At 71.4% G+C, this 15,386-nt stretch carries 17 protein-coding genes; 4 read left to right on the top strand and 13 right to left on the bottom strand.

The window, feature by feature from the left end:
- Positions 1 to 2 precede the first annotated feature (2 nt).
- The 9 genes from J5Y09_RS18735 to tcuA form a co-directional block, all read right to left on the bottom strand.
- Positions 3 to 395: a hypothetical protein gene (locus J5Y09_RS18735; RefSeq protein ID WP_209353348.1), complete on the bottom strand. Its 393-nt coding sequence runs from the start codon at positions 393 to 395 to the stop codon at positions 3 to 5.
- On the bottom strand, positions 392 to 1,222 hold the full coding sequence (locus tag J5Y09_RS18730; RefSeq protein WP_209353347.1) for an exodeoxyribonuclease III: 831 nt from the start codon (positions 1,220 to 1,222) through the stop codon (positions 392 to 394). The genes J5Y09_RS18735 and J5Y09_RS18730 overlap by 4 nt, the downstream gene beginning before the upstream one ends.
- Positions 1,222 to 1,908, bottom strand: a complete 687-nt coding sequence (locus J5Y09_RS18725; RefSeq protein WP_209353346.1) for a fumarylacetoacetate hydrolase family protein — start codon at positions 1,906 to 1,908, stop codon at positions 1,222 to 1,224. The genes J5Y09_RS18730 and J5Y09_RS18725 overlap by 1 nt, the downstream gene beginning before the upstream one ends.
- 364 nt (positions 1,909 to 2,272) lie before the next feature.
- Positions 2,273 to 3,067, bottom strand: coding sequence for a gamma-glutamyl-gamma-aminobutyrate hydrolase family protein (locus tag J5Y09_RS18720; protein WP_209353345.1), 795 nt, complete (start codon positions 3,065 to 3,067; stop codon positions 2,273 to 2,275).
- Positions 3,068 to 3,195: 128 nt separating this feature from the next.
- Positions 3,196 to 3,867, bottom strand: a complete 672-nt coding sequence (locus tag J5Y09_RS18715) for a LolA family protein (RefSeq protein WP_209353344.1) — start codon at positions 3,865 to 3,867, stop codon at positions 3,196 to 3,198.
- A 44-nt stretch (positions 3,868 to 3,911) separates the two neighbouring features.
- Positions 3,912 to 4,511 carry a DUF4412 domain-containing protein gene (locus J5Y09_RS18710; RefSeq protein WP_209353343.1) on the bottom strand — a complete coding sequence of 200 codons (600 nt, stop codon included), beginning with the start codon at positions 4,509 to 4,511 and terminating at the stop codon, positions 3,912 to 3,914.
- 209 nt (positions 4,512 to 4,720) lie between these two features.
- Positions 4,721 to 5,332: a M35 family metalloendopeptidase gene (locus tag J5Y09_RS18705; protein ID WP_209353342.1), complete on the bottom strand. Its 612-nt coding sequence runs from the start codon at positions 5,330 to 5,332 to the stop codon at positions 4,721 to 4,723.
- Positions 5,333 to 5,402: 70 nt separating this feature from the next.
- A complete protein-coding gene (tcuB, locus tag J5Y09_RS18700) occupies positions 5,403 to 6,521 on the bottom strand; it encodes a tricarballylate utilization 4Fe-4S protein TcuB (RefSeq protein WP_342451503.1) in 1,119 nt (372 codons plus the stop codon).
- Positions 6,522 to 6,697: 176 nt separating this feature from the next.
- A complete protein-coding gene (tcuA, locus tag J5Y09_RS18695; protein WP_209353340.1) occupies positions 6,698 to 8,095 on the bottom strand; it encodes an FAD-dependent tricarballylate dehydrogenase TcuA in 1,398 nt (465 codons plus the stop codon).
- Between the two features lie 77 nt (positions 8,096 to 8,172).
- Here tcuA and J5Y09_RS18690 point away from each other — a divergent pair, with 77 nt between their 5' ends.
- A complete protein-coding gene (locus tag J5Y09_RS18690) occupies positions 8,173 to 8,868 on the top strand; it encodes a GntR family transcriptional regulator (protein ID WP_209353339.1) in 696 nt (231 codons plus the stop codon).
- Here the strand turns inward: J5Y09_RS18690 and J5Y09_RS18685 are convergent.
- Complete coding sequence (locus tag J5Y09_RS18685) at positions 8,858 to 9,394, bottom strand: Yip1 family protein (RefSeq protein ID WP_209353338.1); 537 nt, start codon at positions 9,392 to 9,394, stop codon at positions 8,858 to 8,860. The genes J5Y09_RS18690 and J5Y09_RS18685 overlap by 11 nt on opposite strands.
- A 108-nt stretch (positions 9,395 to 9,502) precedes the next feature.
- Between J5Y09_RS18685 and J5Y09_RS18680 the strand changes: the two genes are divergently transcribed.
- From J5Y09_RS18680 to ald, 3 genes are read left to right on the top strand one after another with little or no spacing between them, the layout of a single operon-like run.
- Positions 9,503 to 10,765: an AmpG family muropeptide MFS transporter gene (locus J5Y09_RS18680; protein WP_209353337.1), complete on the top strand. Its 1,263-nt coding sequence runs from the start codon at positions 9,503 to 9,505 to the stop codon at positions 10,763 to 10,765.
- On the top strand, positions 10,762 to 11,106 hold the full coding sequence (locus J5Y09_RS18675; RefSeq protein WP_209353336.1) for a DMT family protein: 345 nt from the start codon (positions 10,762 to 10,764) through the stop codon (positions 11,104 to 11,106). The genes J5Y09_RS18680 and J5Y09_RS18675 overlap by 4 nt, the downstream gene beginning before the upstream one ends.
- Positions 11,107 to 11,123: 17 nt before the next feature.
- A complete protein-coding gene (gene ald, locus J5Y09_RS18670) occupies positions 11,124 to 12,230 on the top strand; it encodes an alanine dehydrogenase (RefSeq protein WP_209353335.1) in 1,107 nt (368 codons plus the stop codon).
- Here ald and J5Y09_RS18665 read toward each other — a convergent pair.
- From J5Y09_RS18665 to J5Y09_RS18655, 3 genes are all read right to left on the bottom strand, one after another.
- Positions 12,227 to 12,691 carry a hypothetical protein gene (locus J5Y09_RS18665; protein ID WP_209353334.1) on the bottom strand — a complete coding sequence of 155 codons (465 nt, stop codon included), beginning with the start codon at positions 12,689 to 12,691 and terminating at the stop codon, positions 12,227 to 12,229. The two genes, ald and J5Y09_RS18665, sit on opposite strands and share 4 nt — an antisense overlap.
- Before the next feature lie 61 nt (positions 12,692 to 12,752).
- A complete protein-coding gene (locus J5Y09_RS18660) occupies positions 12,753 to 14,258 on the bottom strand; it encodes a M81 family metallopeptidase (protein ID WP_209353333.1) in 1,506 nt (501 codons plus the stop codon).
- Positions 14,258 to 15,382 carry a pyridoxal-phosphate dependent enzyme gene (locus tag J5Y09_RS18655; protein WP_209353332.1) on the bottom strand — a complete coding sequence of 375 codons (1,125 nt, stop codon included), beginning with the start codon at positions 15,380 to 15,382 and terminating at the stop codon, positions 14,258 to 14,260. The genes J5Y09_RS18660 and J5Y09_RS18655 overlap by 1 nt, the downstream gene beginning before the upstream one ends.
- Between the last annotated feature and the right edge of the window lie 4 nt (positions 15,383 to 15,386).

The following is a 15,386-nucleotide window of genomic DNA, read 5'->3' as shown; positions in this document are numbered from 1 at the left end:
GGTCAGCGCCGTGGCGCGCGCGTCGTGCTGGGCGGCGGGGCGCGGCGCGGCGGCGGTTGCGGCGCGCCACGGCCGCGTGCCGGCGCCGTCCTGCGGGGCGGCGGTGGCGGCGGCGGCGGCCGGCGGATCATGAAGCGCTGCTGTGCCGGGGACATCACCATCCAGCGCGCCTGCAGCGTCTCGTCGTCGGGCACGGCCTCGCCGAGCCGCGTCAGCGCCTGGCGGGCGCGGCGCTTGTGCTCCTCGGTCAGGTTGCCCCAGGGGATGGGCCCGGGCGTGTAGACGCTCTCGGGGTCCGGGTCGGGCTCGGTGATGACCGTCACCGGCTGGGCCTCCGGCGCGCAGGCGGCGAGCGTGGCGACGATGCCGAGCAGGAACCAGCGGCGTGTCGTCACGGGGCGATCTCCACCATCACCGGGACGTGGTCGGAGGCTTTCTCCCAGTCCCGCGCACCCTTCAGCACGACATGGCGCGTGAGCGCGCCGGCGAGGTCGTCGCTGACCCAGACATGGTCGAGCCGCCGCCCGCGATCCGAGGCCCGCCAATCGGCCGCGCGATAGGACCACCACGTGTAGAGCTTCTGGTCAGCGGGGACGAAGTGGCGCAGCGCGTCGTGCCAGCCGCCCTTCGCCTGCCAGGCGGTCAGCGCCGTGGTCTCGACGGGCGTGTGGGAGACGACGTCGAGCAATTGCTTGTGGCTCCAGACATCGTGTTCGAGCGGGGCGATGTTGAGGTCGCCCACCAGCACGGCGCGGCGCGCGGGGCGCGCGGCGGACCAGGCGGTCGCCTCCGCCACGAAGTCTAGCTTGTGGCCGAATTTCGGGTTCTTCTCCCGGTCGGGGATGTCGCCGCCGGCCGGGATGTAGAAATTGTGCAGCTCGATCGGTCCGCCCGGCGCGTCGACGGACACGCCGAGATGGCGGCAATCGCCCTTGCCGCACCAGTCCGGATCGTCCTCCCGCAGCAGCAGCGGGCGCTTCGAGAGCACGGCGACGCCGTTGTAGCCCTTCATGCCGCGCACCAGCCGGTGCGCGAAGCCGAGTTCGGCGATCCCCTCATGCGGGAAGAGATCGTCCGGGCACTTGGTTTCCTGCAGGCAGAGCACGTCGGGCGCGAGCGCGGCCACAAGGTCCTTTAACAGCGGCAGCCGCAGCCGCACGCTGTTGATGTTCCAGGTGGCGATGCGCAGCGGTCCGCGCCCGGCGGCGGCCCGTCGCGGCATCAGACGATCTTCGTCCGGACCTCGCCCACGCCCTCGACGAAGCCTTCCAGCACGTCGCCGCGCACGACGGCGGCGACGCCTTCCGGCGTGCCGGTCATGATCAGGTCGCCCGGGGCGAGCTCGACGAGTTCCGAGAGGTTCGCGATCACCTCCGGCACCGACCAGATCAGCTTGGACAGGTCGGAGGTCTGCACGACCTTGCCGTTCACCTTCAGCTCGATCTTGCCGCGGGCGGGATCGACGCCGGCGGCGGGCACCAGCGCGCCCATCGGCGCGGACTTGTCGAAGCCCTTGCCCATGTCCCAGGGACGGCCGGTCTTCTTCGCCTCGTTCTGGATGTCGCGGCGCGTCATGTCGAGGCCGGCGCAGTAGCCCCACACATGGGCCAGCGCATCGGCGACGGCGATGTTCTTGCCGCCCTTCCCGATGGCGACGACGAGTTCCATCTCGTGGTGCAGGGACTTCGTCACGGTCGGATAGGGCATGTCGGCATCGTTGATGACGACGGAATCGGCCGGCTTCGCGAAGTAGAAGGGCGGCTCGCGGGTCGGGTCGGAGCCCATCTCGATCGCGTGCTCGGCGTAGTTGCGGCCGACGCAGAAGATGCGGCGGACCGGGAAGAGCGTGTCGCTGCCCTTGATGGGAATCGCGGCAACCGGGGGCGGCGGGAAGACGTAGGACACCATGATGGGCGAGGCTCCGGACAGGTCGGGACGGCGTCCTATACAGGCGCCCGCGCGGGGCCGGAAGCCGGGGCGCCCGGCCCCGCCAGCTGAAGTGTCACATGAAGATGACGCCAGAAGCCGAGCGCAATGTTTGAGAAGTCAGATGGCCGATGCCAAAAAAAGTAGCGCCCGGTCAGGGGGGTGACCGGGCGCCGTATTGTATTTCCGATCGGAAAGGTCGGGCGAGCCGGCAGGGGACACCGGGGCTCGACCACCGGTCACTTGTGGGCCGGCGGTTGAAGACTAACGCTTCGCGCCCGCAGAAGCAAAAACAAATGGCAAGGGCGCGTGACGGGAATCACCGTCACAACCGCGGGATGTGCCGCTACTCCGCGGCCTGGGCGAGCGCGCCGGACCGGGCGGCACGATGGGCCGCCGCCGCACGGCCGAAAGCCTCGAAGATCGCGCGGCTGTCGATGTCCCGTTCCCAGTCGTATTCCGGGTGCCATTGCACGCCGAGCGCGAAGGCGTGCGCGCCCTCGACGCGCACCGCCTCGATCGTGCCGTCCGGGGCCCAGGCCTCCGCCACCAGGCGCGGGGCGAGCCGCTGCACGCCCTGGTTGTGTAGCGAATTCACCGCGAGCCGGGCGGCGCGGCGCGACTCGGCCGTGATGGCGCCGGCGAGGGCGCCGGCCGATTCGATCCTGACCGCATGGGCCTTGCCGGTGCGCACGCGCGGCACCGGCTGGTCGGAGGGCGTCGAATGGTCCATGCGGCCCGGCAGGTCCTGGATCCGCTGGTCGAGGCTGCCGCCGAGGGCGACGTTCAGTTCCTGCATGCCGCGGCAGATCGCCAGCAGGGGCACGCCCGCCGCGATCGCGGCGCGGATCAGCGGCAGCGTCGTCGCGTCGCGCTGGAGGTCCTCCGGCGTGCCTTCCGCATGCGGCGGGCCTTCGTAATGGCCCGGCCAGACATTGGACCGGCTGCCGGTCAGGATCAGCCCATCCAGGTGCGGCAGGAGTTCCGAGGACAGGTCCTCCCCCGCCGCGGGCAGCAGCACGGGCGTGCCGGCAACCGGACCGCGGACGGCCCGGATGTAGGTGTCGGAGGCGGCGTGGTTCGGCGTGGCGAAGATGCCGAACGGCTTCTGGCAGCAGGAGATGCCGATGAGGGGTCTCATGGAATCCTACAGTTCCGCGACGGAATGTCAGGATCAAGGCGCGCGATTGGGATTTCGTGAATGTCTGCCCCGCGTTGCCCGGATGTCGCGCTTTTCGTGCCGTCCGGTGCCCGCGGGATGGGCGGGGGTCAGTTGCCCGGCCCCTGCGGCGCGCCGAATCCGCCCGGCTCGAAGAATCGCGGATCGTTGAACTGGAACAGGCCCGCGGGGAAGCGCAGCCCGGTCTCGATGCGGGACAGGGTGACGCGGGTCTCCCGCCGCTGCGGATCGACCACGGCCCATTGGCGCAGCTGCAGCGTCTCGGCGTCGAAGACGAGGGTCAGCGTGCCCTCGGCCGGTTCGCGCGTGCGGAACAGGGTGACGCGCAGGAAGCCGCCTTCGCGCGCGACTGCGGTGACGGTGATGTCGCCGGACATCCGCACCTCCCGCCGCAGCAGCACGCCGAGGGGCGTGGTGCCGACCGGCAGCGTCGTCGGCGCGCGCAGGTCCCGGTCGTACATCAGGAACTGCCCGGCATCGGCAACCAGCAGCATCGGGTCGGGCGGGTCGTATTCGAAGCGCATGCGGCCCGGGCGCCAGATCCAGGCGGTGCCCTCGGCCGAAGCCCCGTTCCAGGCGAGCTGCAGGAAGCGCGCCCGCAGCGTGCCGAGGCTGTTGAGATAAGCCTCGACGCGGGCGAGGTCGGCGCGGTCGCGGTCGGTCAGCGCCGCACCCTGCGGCGGCGCGGGCGCGCGCTGCTGCGCCACCGCCGGGGCGGCGAGGAGGATGGCGGGGGCGAGCAGCAGGGCGCGGCGGGTCATGGCCAGGGATGTGGCCCGGGCCGGGGCGCGGCGGAACCCCCCGCTCAGCGCGGGGTGCCCTGCACGCCGGGGATGCCCTGCGGCATGCCCTGGGGCATCTGCATGGTCTGGTAGCCCTGCGGGCGGCGGAACAGGGCGGCGTCCTGCGGCGCGTAGACGACGCGGGTGGCTTCCATCCGGCCGGCGCCGGCGCCCTGGGCGGTGCCCTGGCCGCGCAGCATCACGCCGTCATTCGTCACGCAGGCCTCGCCCTGGCCGGAGGCGGACTGGTAGCGCCAGACGGTGCAGTCCTGGCCGGCGATCTTCTCCTGCCCGCCGCGGGTGAAGCGGGCGTTCTCGAAGTCGCGCTGCATGCCGGCGGCCTGGGCCATCGGCACGTCCATGATCATGCGCATCTGCTCCATCACCATGAAGCCGCGCTGCGCCTGGTGGTCGGCGATCATGTAGCCCACGCCCTGGGGCATGTTCATGCGCATCATCCGCTGCGCGGCGGACCAGAGGATGGTCATCTCCGCCGCCTGGCCCTGGCCGGCGACGCGGTAGGTCACGGCGACGTCGCGCGTCGGGAAGATCTGGGGCCGGTCCTGGGCCTGGGCGGCGACCGGCAGGGCGGCGATCAGGGCGGCGGCGATGGTCTTGCGCATGCGGGGTCTCCTCGTCCTTGGGGCAGAGGGTGCCATGGCGGCGATGGCGCCGCGATGGCTGAAACGCGGCGTGGCCGCGATGGCCGAAACGCGGCGTGGCCGCGATGTGGCGCGCGGCAGTCCACCGCGGCCTCGATATGGGGCCCCGCCGGGTCCGTGCGGGATTGCACGGCGCCCGGCGGGGTTTCGCTGCCTGGCTGGGGGGCTGATCAGCGCGGCAGGAACTCGGCGAAGTATTCGTAGCTGTCGGCGTTCATCTGGGCGGCGGAGGGGTTGTCCTTCGCCAGCGCCTCGGCGCCGCGGGGCTGGTAGGCGTGGTCGCGCGTGCCGAGCGCGAGGTGGCTCATCTCATGGATCACGATGCCGCCCTGGTTGTCCTGGCCGGTGCGGCCGGCGCGGAAGAAGGTCGGGCAGAAGCCCATCGTCTCCCGCGCGCCGCCGCCCCAGCGGACATAGGCGAAGGTGCCGCCGCCGCAGCTGTCGGTGCGGTTGCACTCGTAGGCGACGCGGCCCTCGCGCTCATCCAGCCCGCGGGAGATGGCGCGGAAGTTCTTGGCGATGGCGCCGGGCGGGTTGGCGCCGAAGAAGCGCCGCAGATGCGGCTGGATGCGCTCGGGCTCCAGCGTCAGGGCGGCGATGGATTCGTTCGTCATCTGCCGGGCATCGACGAAGGCGCGGCGGATGGTGGTGCGCTGTTCCTCGGTGCAGGTGCCGTCGCGGGTGGCGACCTGGCGGTCCTGGCCGCCCTTCACCCCCTGCGCGGCGGCGGGGAGCGTGGAGATCGCCAGGGCGGCGACGGCGGCGGTCAGGATCTTGCGCATCTCGGTCTGCCTTCCTTCCGGGTGGCAGGCCGACTATGCCGGGCCGCGAAGGGCCCGGCGCTGAAACGGTTCAGCCCGCGGCGGGGGCGGGCTTCGCCGATCGCTTCTCCCGCGCGTTCCGCAGCAGCGCGATTCCGCGGTACACGCCGTGCACCATCTTGGAATAGGGCATCAGCAGGAAGAAGGCGAAGACCAGCCCGAGGTGGATCGCCAGCATCACGCCCATCGCCCCGGTGTGGCGCACGGCCAGCAGAAGCAGCCCGGTCGCGGCGATCAGGAACAGCAGGGCGAGCATGGCGAACTCGCCCCCCAGTACCTTGCGGGAGACCGGGCCGGGATCGGTGATGACCTTGGTGTGCATCAGCCCCGCCGCGCCGAGCATCATCAGCACCCCGCCCCAGGTGCCGAACTGCACGGGCAGGGAGAAGAAGGCGTGCGGCGACTTCCAGCCGAAGACGTGGTGGTAGATCGCGCCCGTGCTGGTGGCGGCGAAGCACAGCAGGAAGCCGTAGAGCAGCGCCTGGTGGAAATGCCGCCGGCGCTGGGAGAAGCCCTCGTCCAGGTCGTTGCAGCCATGCCCGCCGCCGCCGAGGTTTCGCAGCGTGAGGATGTCGACCGCGGCTTCGGCCGCCGGCGCGGGGGCGAAGGCGCCGCCCATGCCGCCCGTCGCGCGCCAGTAGCTGCGCGCGCCCATCGCCATGGCAAACACGCCGTAGCCGAAGGTCAGGGTCGCGAGCCCGACCATCAGCCAGTAGGGGATGATGCGGAAGAAGGCGCCGACGCCGGTCTGCGCGGAATAGAGCACCGCCGGGTCCTGCAGCGCCGCGACCAGGATCAGCGTGATGGCGATGCCGAAGGCGGCGGCCAGCGTGACCAGCGTGCCGTTGCGCTCGAAGGCGCGGCCCATGGGCTTGGGCCAGGCGTGCTCGGCGTAGGATTCCTGGCGGAGTTCCGCGAAGGTCGCGGGGATGTTGATGCCGAAGGGATGCGGCGGCGCGTACTGGCAGGCGTGGTAGCAGCCCTTGCAGCCATGGCAGAGGTTGGCGAGGTGCGTGAGGTCCGCTTCCGCGAAGGACCGGCGCATCGCCATGGCGGGGAAGACGGCGCAATAGCCTTCGCAGTAGCGGCAGGCGTTGCAGATCTCCATCTGCCGCCGGGCTTCGGCGACGGTCTCCGATTCAGCGGCCACTGCAGGTCTCCTGGAGATCCGACGGCGTGCGGCGCGGCCGCGCGCCGAGGGCGCGACGGGCACCCATGCACGTTGCGCCGCAACGCGCATGGGGACCCGGAATGCGGCCAGCCGGTCGTCCGGCGAAGCCAAGCGGCCGGAGGCCGCGCCCGGCGTCTGAGGGCATCATGATCGCGTCAATTCCTCACGATCTTGGCCGCTTCCTCGCCCGCGATGCGGCCGAAGACGGTGCCGATGGTCATGCCGAAGCCGGCCAGGTACCCCTGGCCGAGGATGTTGCCGGACATGATCTCCCCGCTCGCGAACATGTTCGCGGAGGGCGTGCCGTCGGCCATCATCACCCGGGCGCGCTCGTTCACCTTCACCGACAGGAAGGTGAAGGTGATGCCGGGCTTGAGCGGGTGGCAGTAGTAGGGCGGCGTGTCGATCTTCCGCGCCCAGTGGGATTTCGGCGGCGCCAGCCCATCCGTGCGGCAATCGTCGAGCGACTGCGCCTTGAAGGTGCCGGGCTGCACCGCGGCGTTGTAGTCGGCCACGACCTTCTCGAGCTTGCCGGCATCCAGGCCGATCATGCCCGCGAGCTCCGCGATGCTGTCGGCGCGATAGGGCGCGAAGACCGGCGGCAGGTAGTCGAGCTGCGCCTTGGAATCGTTGATCGCGAAGGCGACCTGGCCGGGCTGCTGCGCGATGAGCCGCCCCCAGATGGCGTAGCGCTTCGGCCAGACATCCTCGCCCTCGTCGTAGAAGCGCTCCACGTCGCGGTTCACGACGATCGAGAACGGCACGCAGTCGAGCCGCATGGCGAGGCCGCCATCCTCCATCGGCGCGCGTGCGTCGTTGGCGACGGCGTGGAACTGCGTCGGGTCGCCCACTTCCTGCACGCCCTGGGCCAGCAGGTCCTTCAGGATGCGGCCCTGGGCATAGGGCGTGCCGCGGATCTGGAAGTTGTCGGCGGCGTCGCCCCAGTACTTCCGCAGCCATTCGCGGTTGCCCTGGAAGCCGCCGGAGGAGGCGACGAAGGCCTTGAAACGGATGCGCGCGGGGAAGCCGCGGTGGGAGACGATCGCCTCGGTCGCGAAGCCGTCGCGCACCTCGATGTGCTGCACCTCGGTGTCGTAGAGGATGACGATGCCGAGGCGTTCCGCCGTGCGGTAGAGCGCGTTCACCAGCGCCTTGCCGCCGCCTAGGAAGAAGGCGTTGGTGCGCGACAGCGAGAGCGTGCCCGACAGCGAGGGCTGGAACACCACGCCGCAGGATTCGAGGAAGCCCGGCGCGTGCTGGGAGGCGCGGATGCACATGCGCGCCAGCGCCTCATCCGTCTTGCCCGCGGTGACGCGCTTCAGGTCGTCCCAGTACTCCTCCTCCAGGTAGGAGTCGGTCAGCACGCCGGTCGGGCCCGGATGCAGCGCGCGGAGGTTGCGGGTGTGGCGCGAATTGCCGCCGCGCATCGCGCGGGGCGCGTGCTCGGCCAGCACCACGCTCGCGCCCGCTTGGCGCGCGGTGATGGCGGCGCAGAGCGCGGCGTTCCCGCCGCCCGCGACCAGCACGTCGAAGGTCTGCGTCAGGTCCGCCATGGCGTCCTGGTTCTCCTGTGTCGCTGTGATGTATACAGATGTATCCAGGCATGTCCAGGGCGTGCTATCGACCCGCCATGGATGGCAGCACCCCGGCCCGCGACCTCGGCGAAAGCGCCTATGCGCGAATCCGCGCGGCGATCCGCGACGGCGGCCTCGCCCCGGGCGAAAGGCTGACCGAGACGGACCTCGCCGCGCGCTTCGGCGTCTCCCGCACCCCGGTCCGCCAGGCGATCGCGCGGCTGGAGGCGGAAGGACTGCTGACGCACGAGGCCCGCCGCGGCCTGACGGTGACGCGCCCGGACCACCAGCAGGTGGTCGAGCTCTATGTCATGCGCGAAGTGCTGGAAGGGGCGGCCGCGCGCCTCGCGGCCCAGCATGCGGGCGAGACTGAGATCGCCGCCATGGCCGAGATCGTCGCGCGGGAACCGGAGGCCTTCGGCGACGCCGCGGCGCTGGCCGGCGTGAACCAGCGGCTGCACGGGCTGCTCTACCTCGCCGCGCACAACCGCTATCTGCTGCGCAGCCTCGAGCAGCTCTCGGCCACCATGGCGCTGCTGCCGACGCTGCTGACGCGCGATGGCCGGGCCGAGGCCGCGCATGCGGAACACCGCGCGATTCTCGAGGCGATCGTCGCGCGCGACGGCGATGCGGCGGAAGCGGCCGCGCGCCGGCATGCGCGCGCGGCCCAGAAGCACCGCCTCGCCTGGATGGTCGGCACGCTCGGCGTGCCGCTGGCGGCCCCCGGGGGGGCGGGCGGGGCTAGAGGATGATCCTCGTCATCACGATGACGGCGATGTTCACGAGGATGGTGACGCCGATGACCGACAGGGTGAAGGTCAGCGCCTTGTCCTGCGGCACGCGCATCACGACCGGCACGCCCAGATAGAGCGTGTAGAGCGCGTAGAAGGAGCCCGCGAGGGCCACGATCGCGCCGAGCAGCGGGACGATCACGGCGCCGCCCGCCACCCAGGAGGCCGTCGGCGCGAAGGCCGCGAGCTTCAGCGCGGCATCCGCATCTGCCGGCCCGCCGAATTTCGGGGCCAGCACCTCGATCACCTTCGCCGTCACGAAGACGCCGACCAGGGAGAGTATGTAGCCCACGATCGCGCCGGACAGCGCGCCGAAGAAGCCGAAGAACATCCCGATGATGAAGCCCGCCACCGCCGGGATCGCCGCCAGGATCATGACGTAGCGCGTGAACAGCGGCACGAGCTCCACCGGCTCGCGCGCGATCGCCTGCCATTCCTGCGCGGGGGCGGTGATCATCCCCTTCACGCGCGCCACCAGTTCGTTCATCTCGGCCCTCGTTCTGCCCCGCTGCGGGGGGATACTGCGCGGGCGCGGGCGGGGACGGCAAGCGCGGCGCGCTGGCGGGGCGGGCGGCGTTCTGCCAGCCTCCGCGATATGCCCGATTCGGCCCTGCCCCGCTGGCGAGACCGGCGCTTCCTCGTGCTGCTGGCGCTCGGCTTCTCGGCCGGCGTACCGCTGCCGCTGACCGCCTTCACGCTGCGGCAGTGGTTCTCGGAATCGAACATCTCGCTGACCGCGATCGGGCTGACCGCGCTGATCGGGCTCGCCTATTCGCTGAAATTCGTCTGGGCGCCGGTGCTCGACCACGTGGCGGCCCCGGCCTTCCGTGCGCTGGGCCGGCGGCGCGGCTGGCTCGGCACCATCCAGCCCTTGCTCGCGGTCGCGATCCTGGCGCTCGGGATGACCGACCCCGCGACCGGGGCGACCGCGACGGTCGCGGTTGCCGTCGCGGTCGCCTTCCTCTCGGCCAGCCAGGACATCGTCATCGACGCCTATCGCATCGAGGTGCTGGAGGAACACGACCAGGGCTACGGTCTCGCCTGCTATGTCTGGGGCTATCGCGGGGCGCTGCTGGCCTCCGGCGGCGGCGCGCTGGCCATGGCGGAATTCGGCGGCTGGTCCTTCGCCTTCGCGATGTGCGCGGCGATGATCGGCGTCGGCTTCGCCGCGACGCTCGCCGCCCCCGAACCCGGCCGCCGCCCGCCGGAAGCGCCGCCCGGCTGGGGCGCACGGCTGCGTATCGCGATCGTCGAGCCCTTCGTCGACTTCGTCCGTCGCCGGCACTGGTTCGCGATCCTCGCCTTCGTCGCGCTGTTCAAGCTGGGGGAGGCGCTGGCGGGGATCATGACCGCGCCCTTCTACCGCCAGCTCGGCTTCACGCGGCTGGAGGTGGCCTCCGTGTCCTCCGTCTTCGGCCTGGTCGCGACGCTGGCCGGCGCGCTCGCGGGCGGCTGGCTGGTGGCGCGCATCGGCACCGGCCGCGCGCTGGTGCTGACCGGCATCACGCAGATGCTGTCCAACCTGATGTATGTCGCGCTGTTCCACGCCGGGCACGACATCCGCATGCTGTTCGCCCAGGTCGGCGTCGAGAACTTCACCGACGGCCTCGCGGATGCGGCCTTCATCACCTACCTCAGCGCGCTGACCAGCCGGTCCTTCACGGCGACGCAGTATGCGCTGCTGTCATCGCTCGCCGCGGTGCCGCTGCGCACGCTGGGCGCGAGTTCCGGCTTGTTCGCCGAAGCGCTCGGCTGGCCGGCCTTCTTCCTGATGACGACGGCCGCGGCGCTGCCCGCCATGGCGATCATGCTGTGGCTGCTGCGTCGCCTGCCGCCCAAGGAGCCATCGCCCGCATGACGCCCTGGATCGCGACGCCGCTGCTGCTCATCGCCTCCAACGTGCTGATGACCTTCGCCTGGTATGGGCATCTCAAGGCGCCGCACTGGCCGCTGTGGCTCGCCGTCATCGTCTCCTGGGGCATCGCCTTCTTCGAATACTGCCTGGCGGTGCCGGCGAACCGGATCGGCTACGGCACCTTTTCCGGCCAACAGTTGAAGGTGATGCAGGAGGTGATCACGCTGGCCGTCTTCGCGGTGTTCAGCGTCGCCTTCCTGGGCGAGACGCTGCGCTGGAACTTTCTCGCCGCCGGCGCGTGCCTGATCGCCGCCGTCGTGTTCATCTTCCTGCCGGTGGAGTGACAGGCAAGGAGCATCCCATGCGCGTCGGCGTCCCGAAGGAAGTGAAGATCCACGAGTACCGCGTCGGGCTCGTTCCGGGCTCGGTGCGCGAACTGGTGCTGCATGGGCATGAGGTGCTGGTCGAGACCGCCGCGGGCGCCGCCATCGGCTTCCCAGACGCGGCCTATATCGAGGCCGGCGCGCGCATCGCCCCCGACGCCGCCGCGGTGTTCGAGCAGGCCGAGCTGATCGTGAAGGTGAAGGAACCGCAGCCCTTCGAATGGGCGCGGCTGAAGCCGCGCCATGTCCTGTTCACCTACCTCCACCTCGCCCCCGATCCGGCGCAGACCAGGGGATTGATGGAGAGCGGCTGCGCCGCCATCGCCTATGAGACGGTGACCGACGCGCAGGGTGGCCTGCCGCTGCTGGCGCCGATGAGCGAGGTGGCCGGCCGCATGGCCGTGCAGGTCGGCGCAAGGTGCCTGGAAAAGGAAGCGGGCGGCGCGGGCATCCTGCTTTCCGGCGTGCCGGGGGTGCCGCCAGGGCGCGTCGTGATCATCGGTGGCGGCGTGGTGGGGTCGAACGCCGCGCGCATCGCCAACGGCATGCGCGCGAACGTGACGGTGCTGGACCGCAACCCGCGGGTGCTGCAGGCGCTCGACATCGAGTTCAACGGCCTGGTGGACACGGTCTTCGCGACGCGCGACGCGGTCGAGCGCGCGGTGCTGGACGCGGACCTCGTCATCGGCGCGGTGCTGGTCCCCGGTGCGGCCGCGCCGCGGCTCGTGGCGCGGGAGACGGTGGCGCGCATGCGCCCGGGCAGCGTCATGGTCGATGTCGCGATCGACCAGGGCGGCTGCTTCGAGACGTCCCGCCCCACCACCCATGCCGAGCCCACCTATGTGGTGGACGGCGTGGTGCATTACTGCGTGACGAACATGCCGGGCGCCGTGGCGCGCACAAGTGCCGTGGCGCTGAACAACGCCACGCTGCCCTTCACCCTGCAGATCGCCGACAAGGGCTGGCGGCGCGCGGCGGCGGAGAACCCGCACCTTGCCGCGGGCGTGAACGTGCAGGCGGGCGGCGTCGCGCATCCGGCGGTGGCGGCGGCCCTTGGCCTGCCGCACACGCCGCTGGGGGCCTAGCGCCCGGCGAAGGCCGCGGGCGCACTCATGGTCAGGAAGGCGGCATGGGCGGGCAGCGAGGGCGTGCCGCTTTCGCGCAGCAATTCCACGCGCGCGCCGTTCGGCAGGGTATAGGCGCGCCAGGCGAGCCCATCGGCCGAACCCTGGCCTGCCGCGCGCGCGCCCGGCACGCAGGCGGCGATCGCCGCCGCCATCGAATCCACCCGCTGGTCGACCGATGCGGCGGCGTCGCGGCCGCCGAAGCCGCCCAGCATCCCGGTCCAGACCGGGCGCCCGTCCGTGCCACGGCTGACGCTGGCCGACGTGACCCCCGCCGCGCGCAGGTCGGCCGCGGGCACCTGGCGGAAGCCGGTTGGCGCCGCGCCGGAGAGACGGGACAGCAGCGCGCAATCCGCCGGAGAAGCCGCCTCGGCGGCCATCGGCGCGACCAGCAGCGCGACGAGCATGAACAGGCGGCGCATCCGTCACCTCCATCGGGTCGCGCCAGCATCCCCGATGTCGGTGAAGGCGCTATGAACGCGTTCAGGGCCAGGTCGCGGCGGCGTCGATCGGCAGCACCGGCCGCGGCAGGTGCTTCCAGGCGAAGGTGCGCAGGTTGGGGGAGGTGAGGCCCGGGCAATCCACCTCGACGATGCGTTCATGGGTGAAGAACTCGTCGAAGCCGCCGCGGAAATGGCCGCGGGACTTCACCACCACCGCGCGGGCCTTGCCGATGTCGAGGCCGAGATGCTCGAGGAAGGCCGGGTCGGCGCATTGCGTGCGGCCCTCGATCACCACCACCGCGATGCCGCCGACCTGCAGCCAGGCCGTGCGCCCGAGCCGCACCGTGCGCCCCGCGAAGATGCCGCGCCGCCCGACCACCACGCCATCCGACAGCGCCTTGACCTCCGCTTCCGCCGCGAAGGGCTTGGAGTATGGGTCATCCGACGCGACGGCGCGGTTGAACTGCGCGGTGAAGCGCGCGCCGACGCCCTTCGCATGGGCTTCGAGCGCGAGCGGCGCATCGGCGATGATGCCGATGATCGCGTCCGTGACCCCGGCGCGGTGGAAGGCTTCAAGGATCCACATCGTGTTGCCGCGCCCGCCGCCGCCGGGATTGTCCGCGACATCGGCGAAGGCGAGCGGCACGGGGCTTTCCTTCGCGAGCCGCACGGACTCCTCGAGCGAGGTCAGGTGCGCGACGAAGCGGTCGCGCCGTGCCCAGCCTTCCTCCGCCAGCCGCTGCGCCAGCCCTTCCGCCGCGTCCCGGTCGGTCGCGGTGACGATGACGGACAGCCCGTTGAAGGGCGTGTCGCCGTAGGAGAAGCCGCCCATCACCGAGACATTGGCGATGCGCGCATCCTGCGCGGCGAGCGCCTGGCCGAGGTCGATGACCTCCGCATAGGGACCCTGCGCCGTCAGCAGCGCGGTCTGCGGGCTGACGATGGGCAGGCGGCGATGGGCGCGGAAGAAGCGTTCGCCCGCCAGCAGGCGGCGAATGAGCCGGGCACTCTCCGCGCCGCGGTCATGCATGTCGAGATGCGGGTTGGTGCGGTAGCCGACGAAGGCATCGACCGTCGCGACCATCCGCTCCGAGACATTGGCGTGCAGGTCGTAGGAACAGACGAAGGGGATGTCGCCGAGCACCTCCCGCACCAGGGCCTGGAGCGTGCCTTCGGGGTCGTGGTCGGCGGTCGCCAGCGCCGCGCCGTGCATGATGCCGTAGACCGCCTGCGCGCGGCCCTTCACCGCTTCGAGCCCGGCGCGCCAGGTGGCGAGCATGGCGTCAAAGACCGGCTGCTCGACCGGGCCGTTCGGCTCGGCCGCGGCGATCATGATGGGCAGGGGCTGCCACGCGCCGGACGCGTTCATCCCTTCGAGGAAGCCCGAAAGCTCGGCGGGGGCGCGCGGGGCGGGCTTCGCCGCCTCGTCCAGGATGGCCTGGCCTTCCAGGTAGCAGCGGCCTTCGAAATCCGCGCGCACGGCAGGCGGGGCGAAGCGGTTGCACTCGATGGAAAAGCCGAGGATGGCGACGGCGGGCGCGGTCATCAGATGGTCACTCCCAGAAGCTCGGCGATGCGCGGGGTGGATTTCAGCCCGGTGCCGGTCAGCACGATCACGGTGGTCTCGTCCGCGCGGATCGTCCCGGCGGCGAGCAGTTTCTCGAAGGCCGCGGCGGCCTGGGCGCAGGTGGGTTCGACATAGATGCCGGTGCGGGCGAGGGCGAGGGTCGCGGCCGCGATCTCCTCCTCCGCCAGCATGACCGCGCCGCCGCCGCATGTCCGCAGCACCTCGCCGCATTCCGCGCTGCGCAGCGGCCGGGCGATGGCGGTGCCCTCGGCGATGGTGGGCTGCGCCGGCACGGGCGAAAGGCCGAGGAAGTCCCGCGCGATCGGCGCGCAATTGGCCGGTTGGGCGGCGAAGATACGCGGCATCCGGTCGATCTCTCCCGCGCGCATCAGCTCGGCGAAGCCGATGCCGCAGCCGAGGACGTTGGACCCCGCGCCGCAGGGCACGATGACGTTGTCCGGCGCGCGGAAGCCGAGATCCTCCCAAAGCTCATAGGCGAGCGTTTTCGTTCCGTGCAGGAAGAAGGGATGCCAGTTGTGGCTGGCGTAGAAGATGCGCGCGGCCTCGGCCAGCGCGGCATCGGCGCAATCCTGCCGGCTGCCGGGAATGAGGCTGATGGTCGCGCCCGCCGCGCGCGACTGCACGGTCTTGGCGGGCGAGGTGCTGGCCGGGACAAAGATCGTCGCCGCCATGCCGCCCGCCGCGGCATAGGCCGAGACGGCCGCGCCGCCATTGCCCGAGGAATCCTCGAGCACCTCGGTCACGCCCTGCGCGCGCAGCAGCGAAAGCATCACGGCCGCGCCGCGGTCCTTGAAGGACCCGGTGGGGGCGAACCATTCGCACTTGATCAGCGCCGAGGCGCCGCCGATCACCCGCGACACGAGCGGCGTGCAGCCTTCGCCCATGCTGATCGGATCGTCGGGGATGAAGGGGAAGGAAGCGGCGTAGCGCCAGAGGGATCGCTCCTCGGCGCGGATCGCGTCGCGCGTGATGCCTGGCAGCGGCGTGAGCAGCAGCGGCGCGCGGTCGTCGCCGCACCAGCGCGGCGTGGCGAGCGGATAGGTGCGACCCGTGCGGGGGTCGAGATAGGCGGGCTCGATCATGGGT

The sequence above is a fragment of the Roseomonas nitratireducens genome (assembly GCF_017813355.1).
GTDB classification, from domain to species: domain Bacteria; phylum Pseudomonadota; class Alphaproteobacteria; order Acetobacterales; family Acetobacteraceae; genus Neoroseomonas; species Neoroseomonas nitratireducens.
The sequence above is the reverse complement of the archived record's forward strand: the minus strand, read 5'-3'. Positions and strand labels throughout refer to the sequence as shown.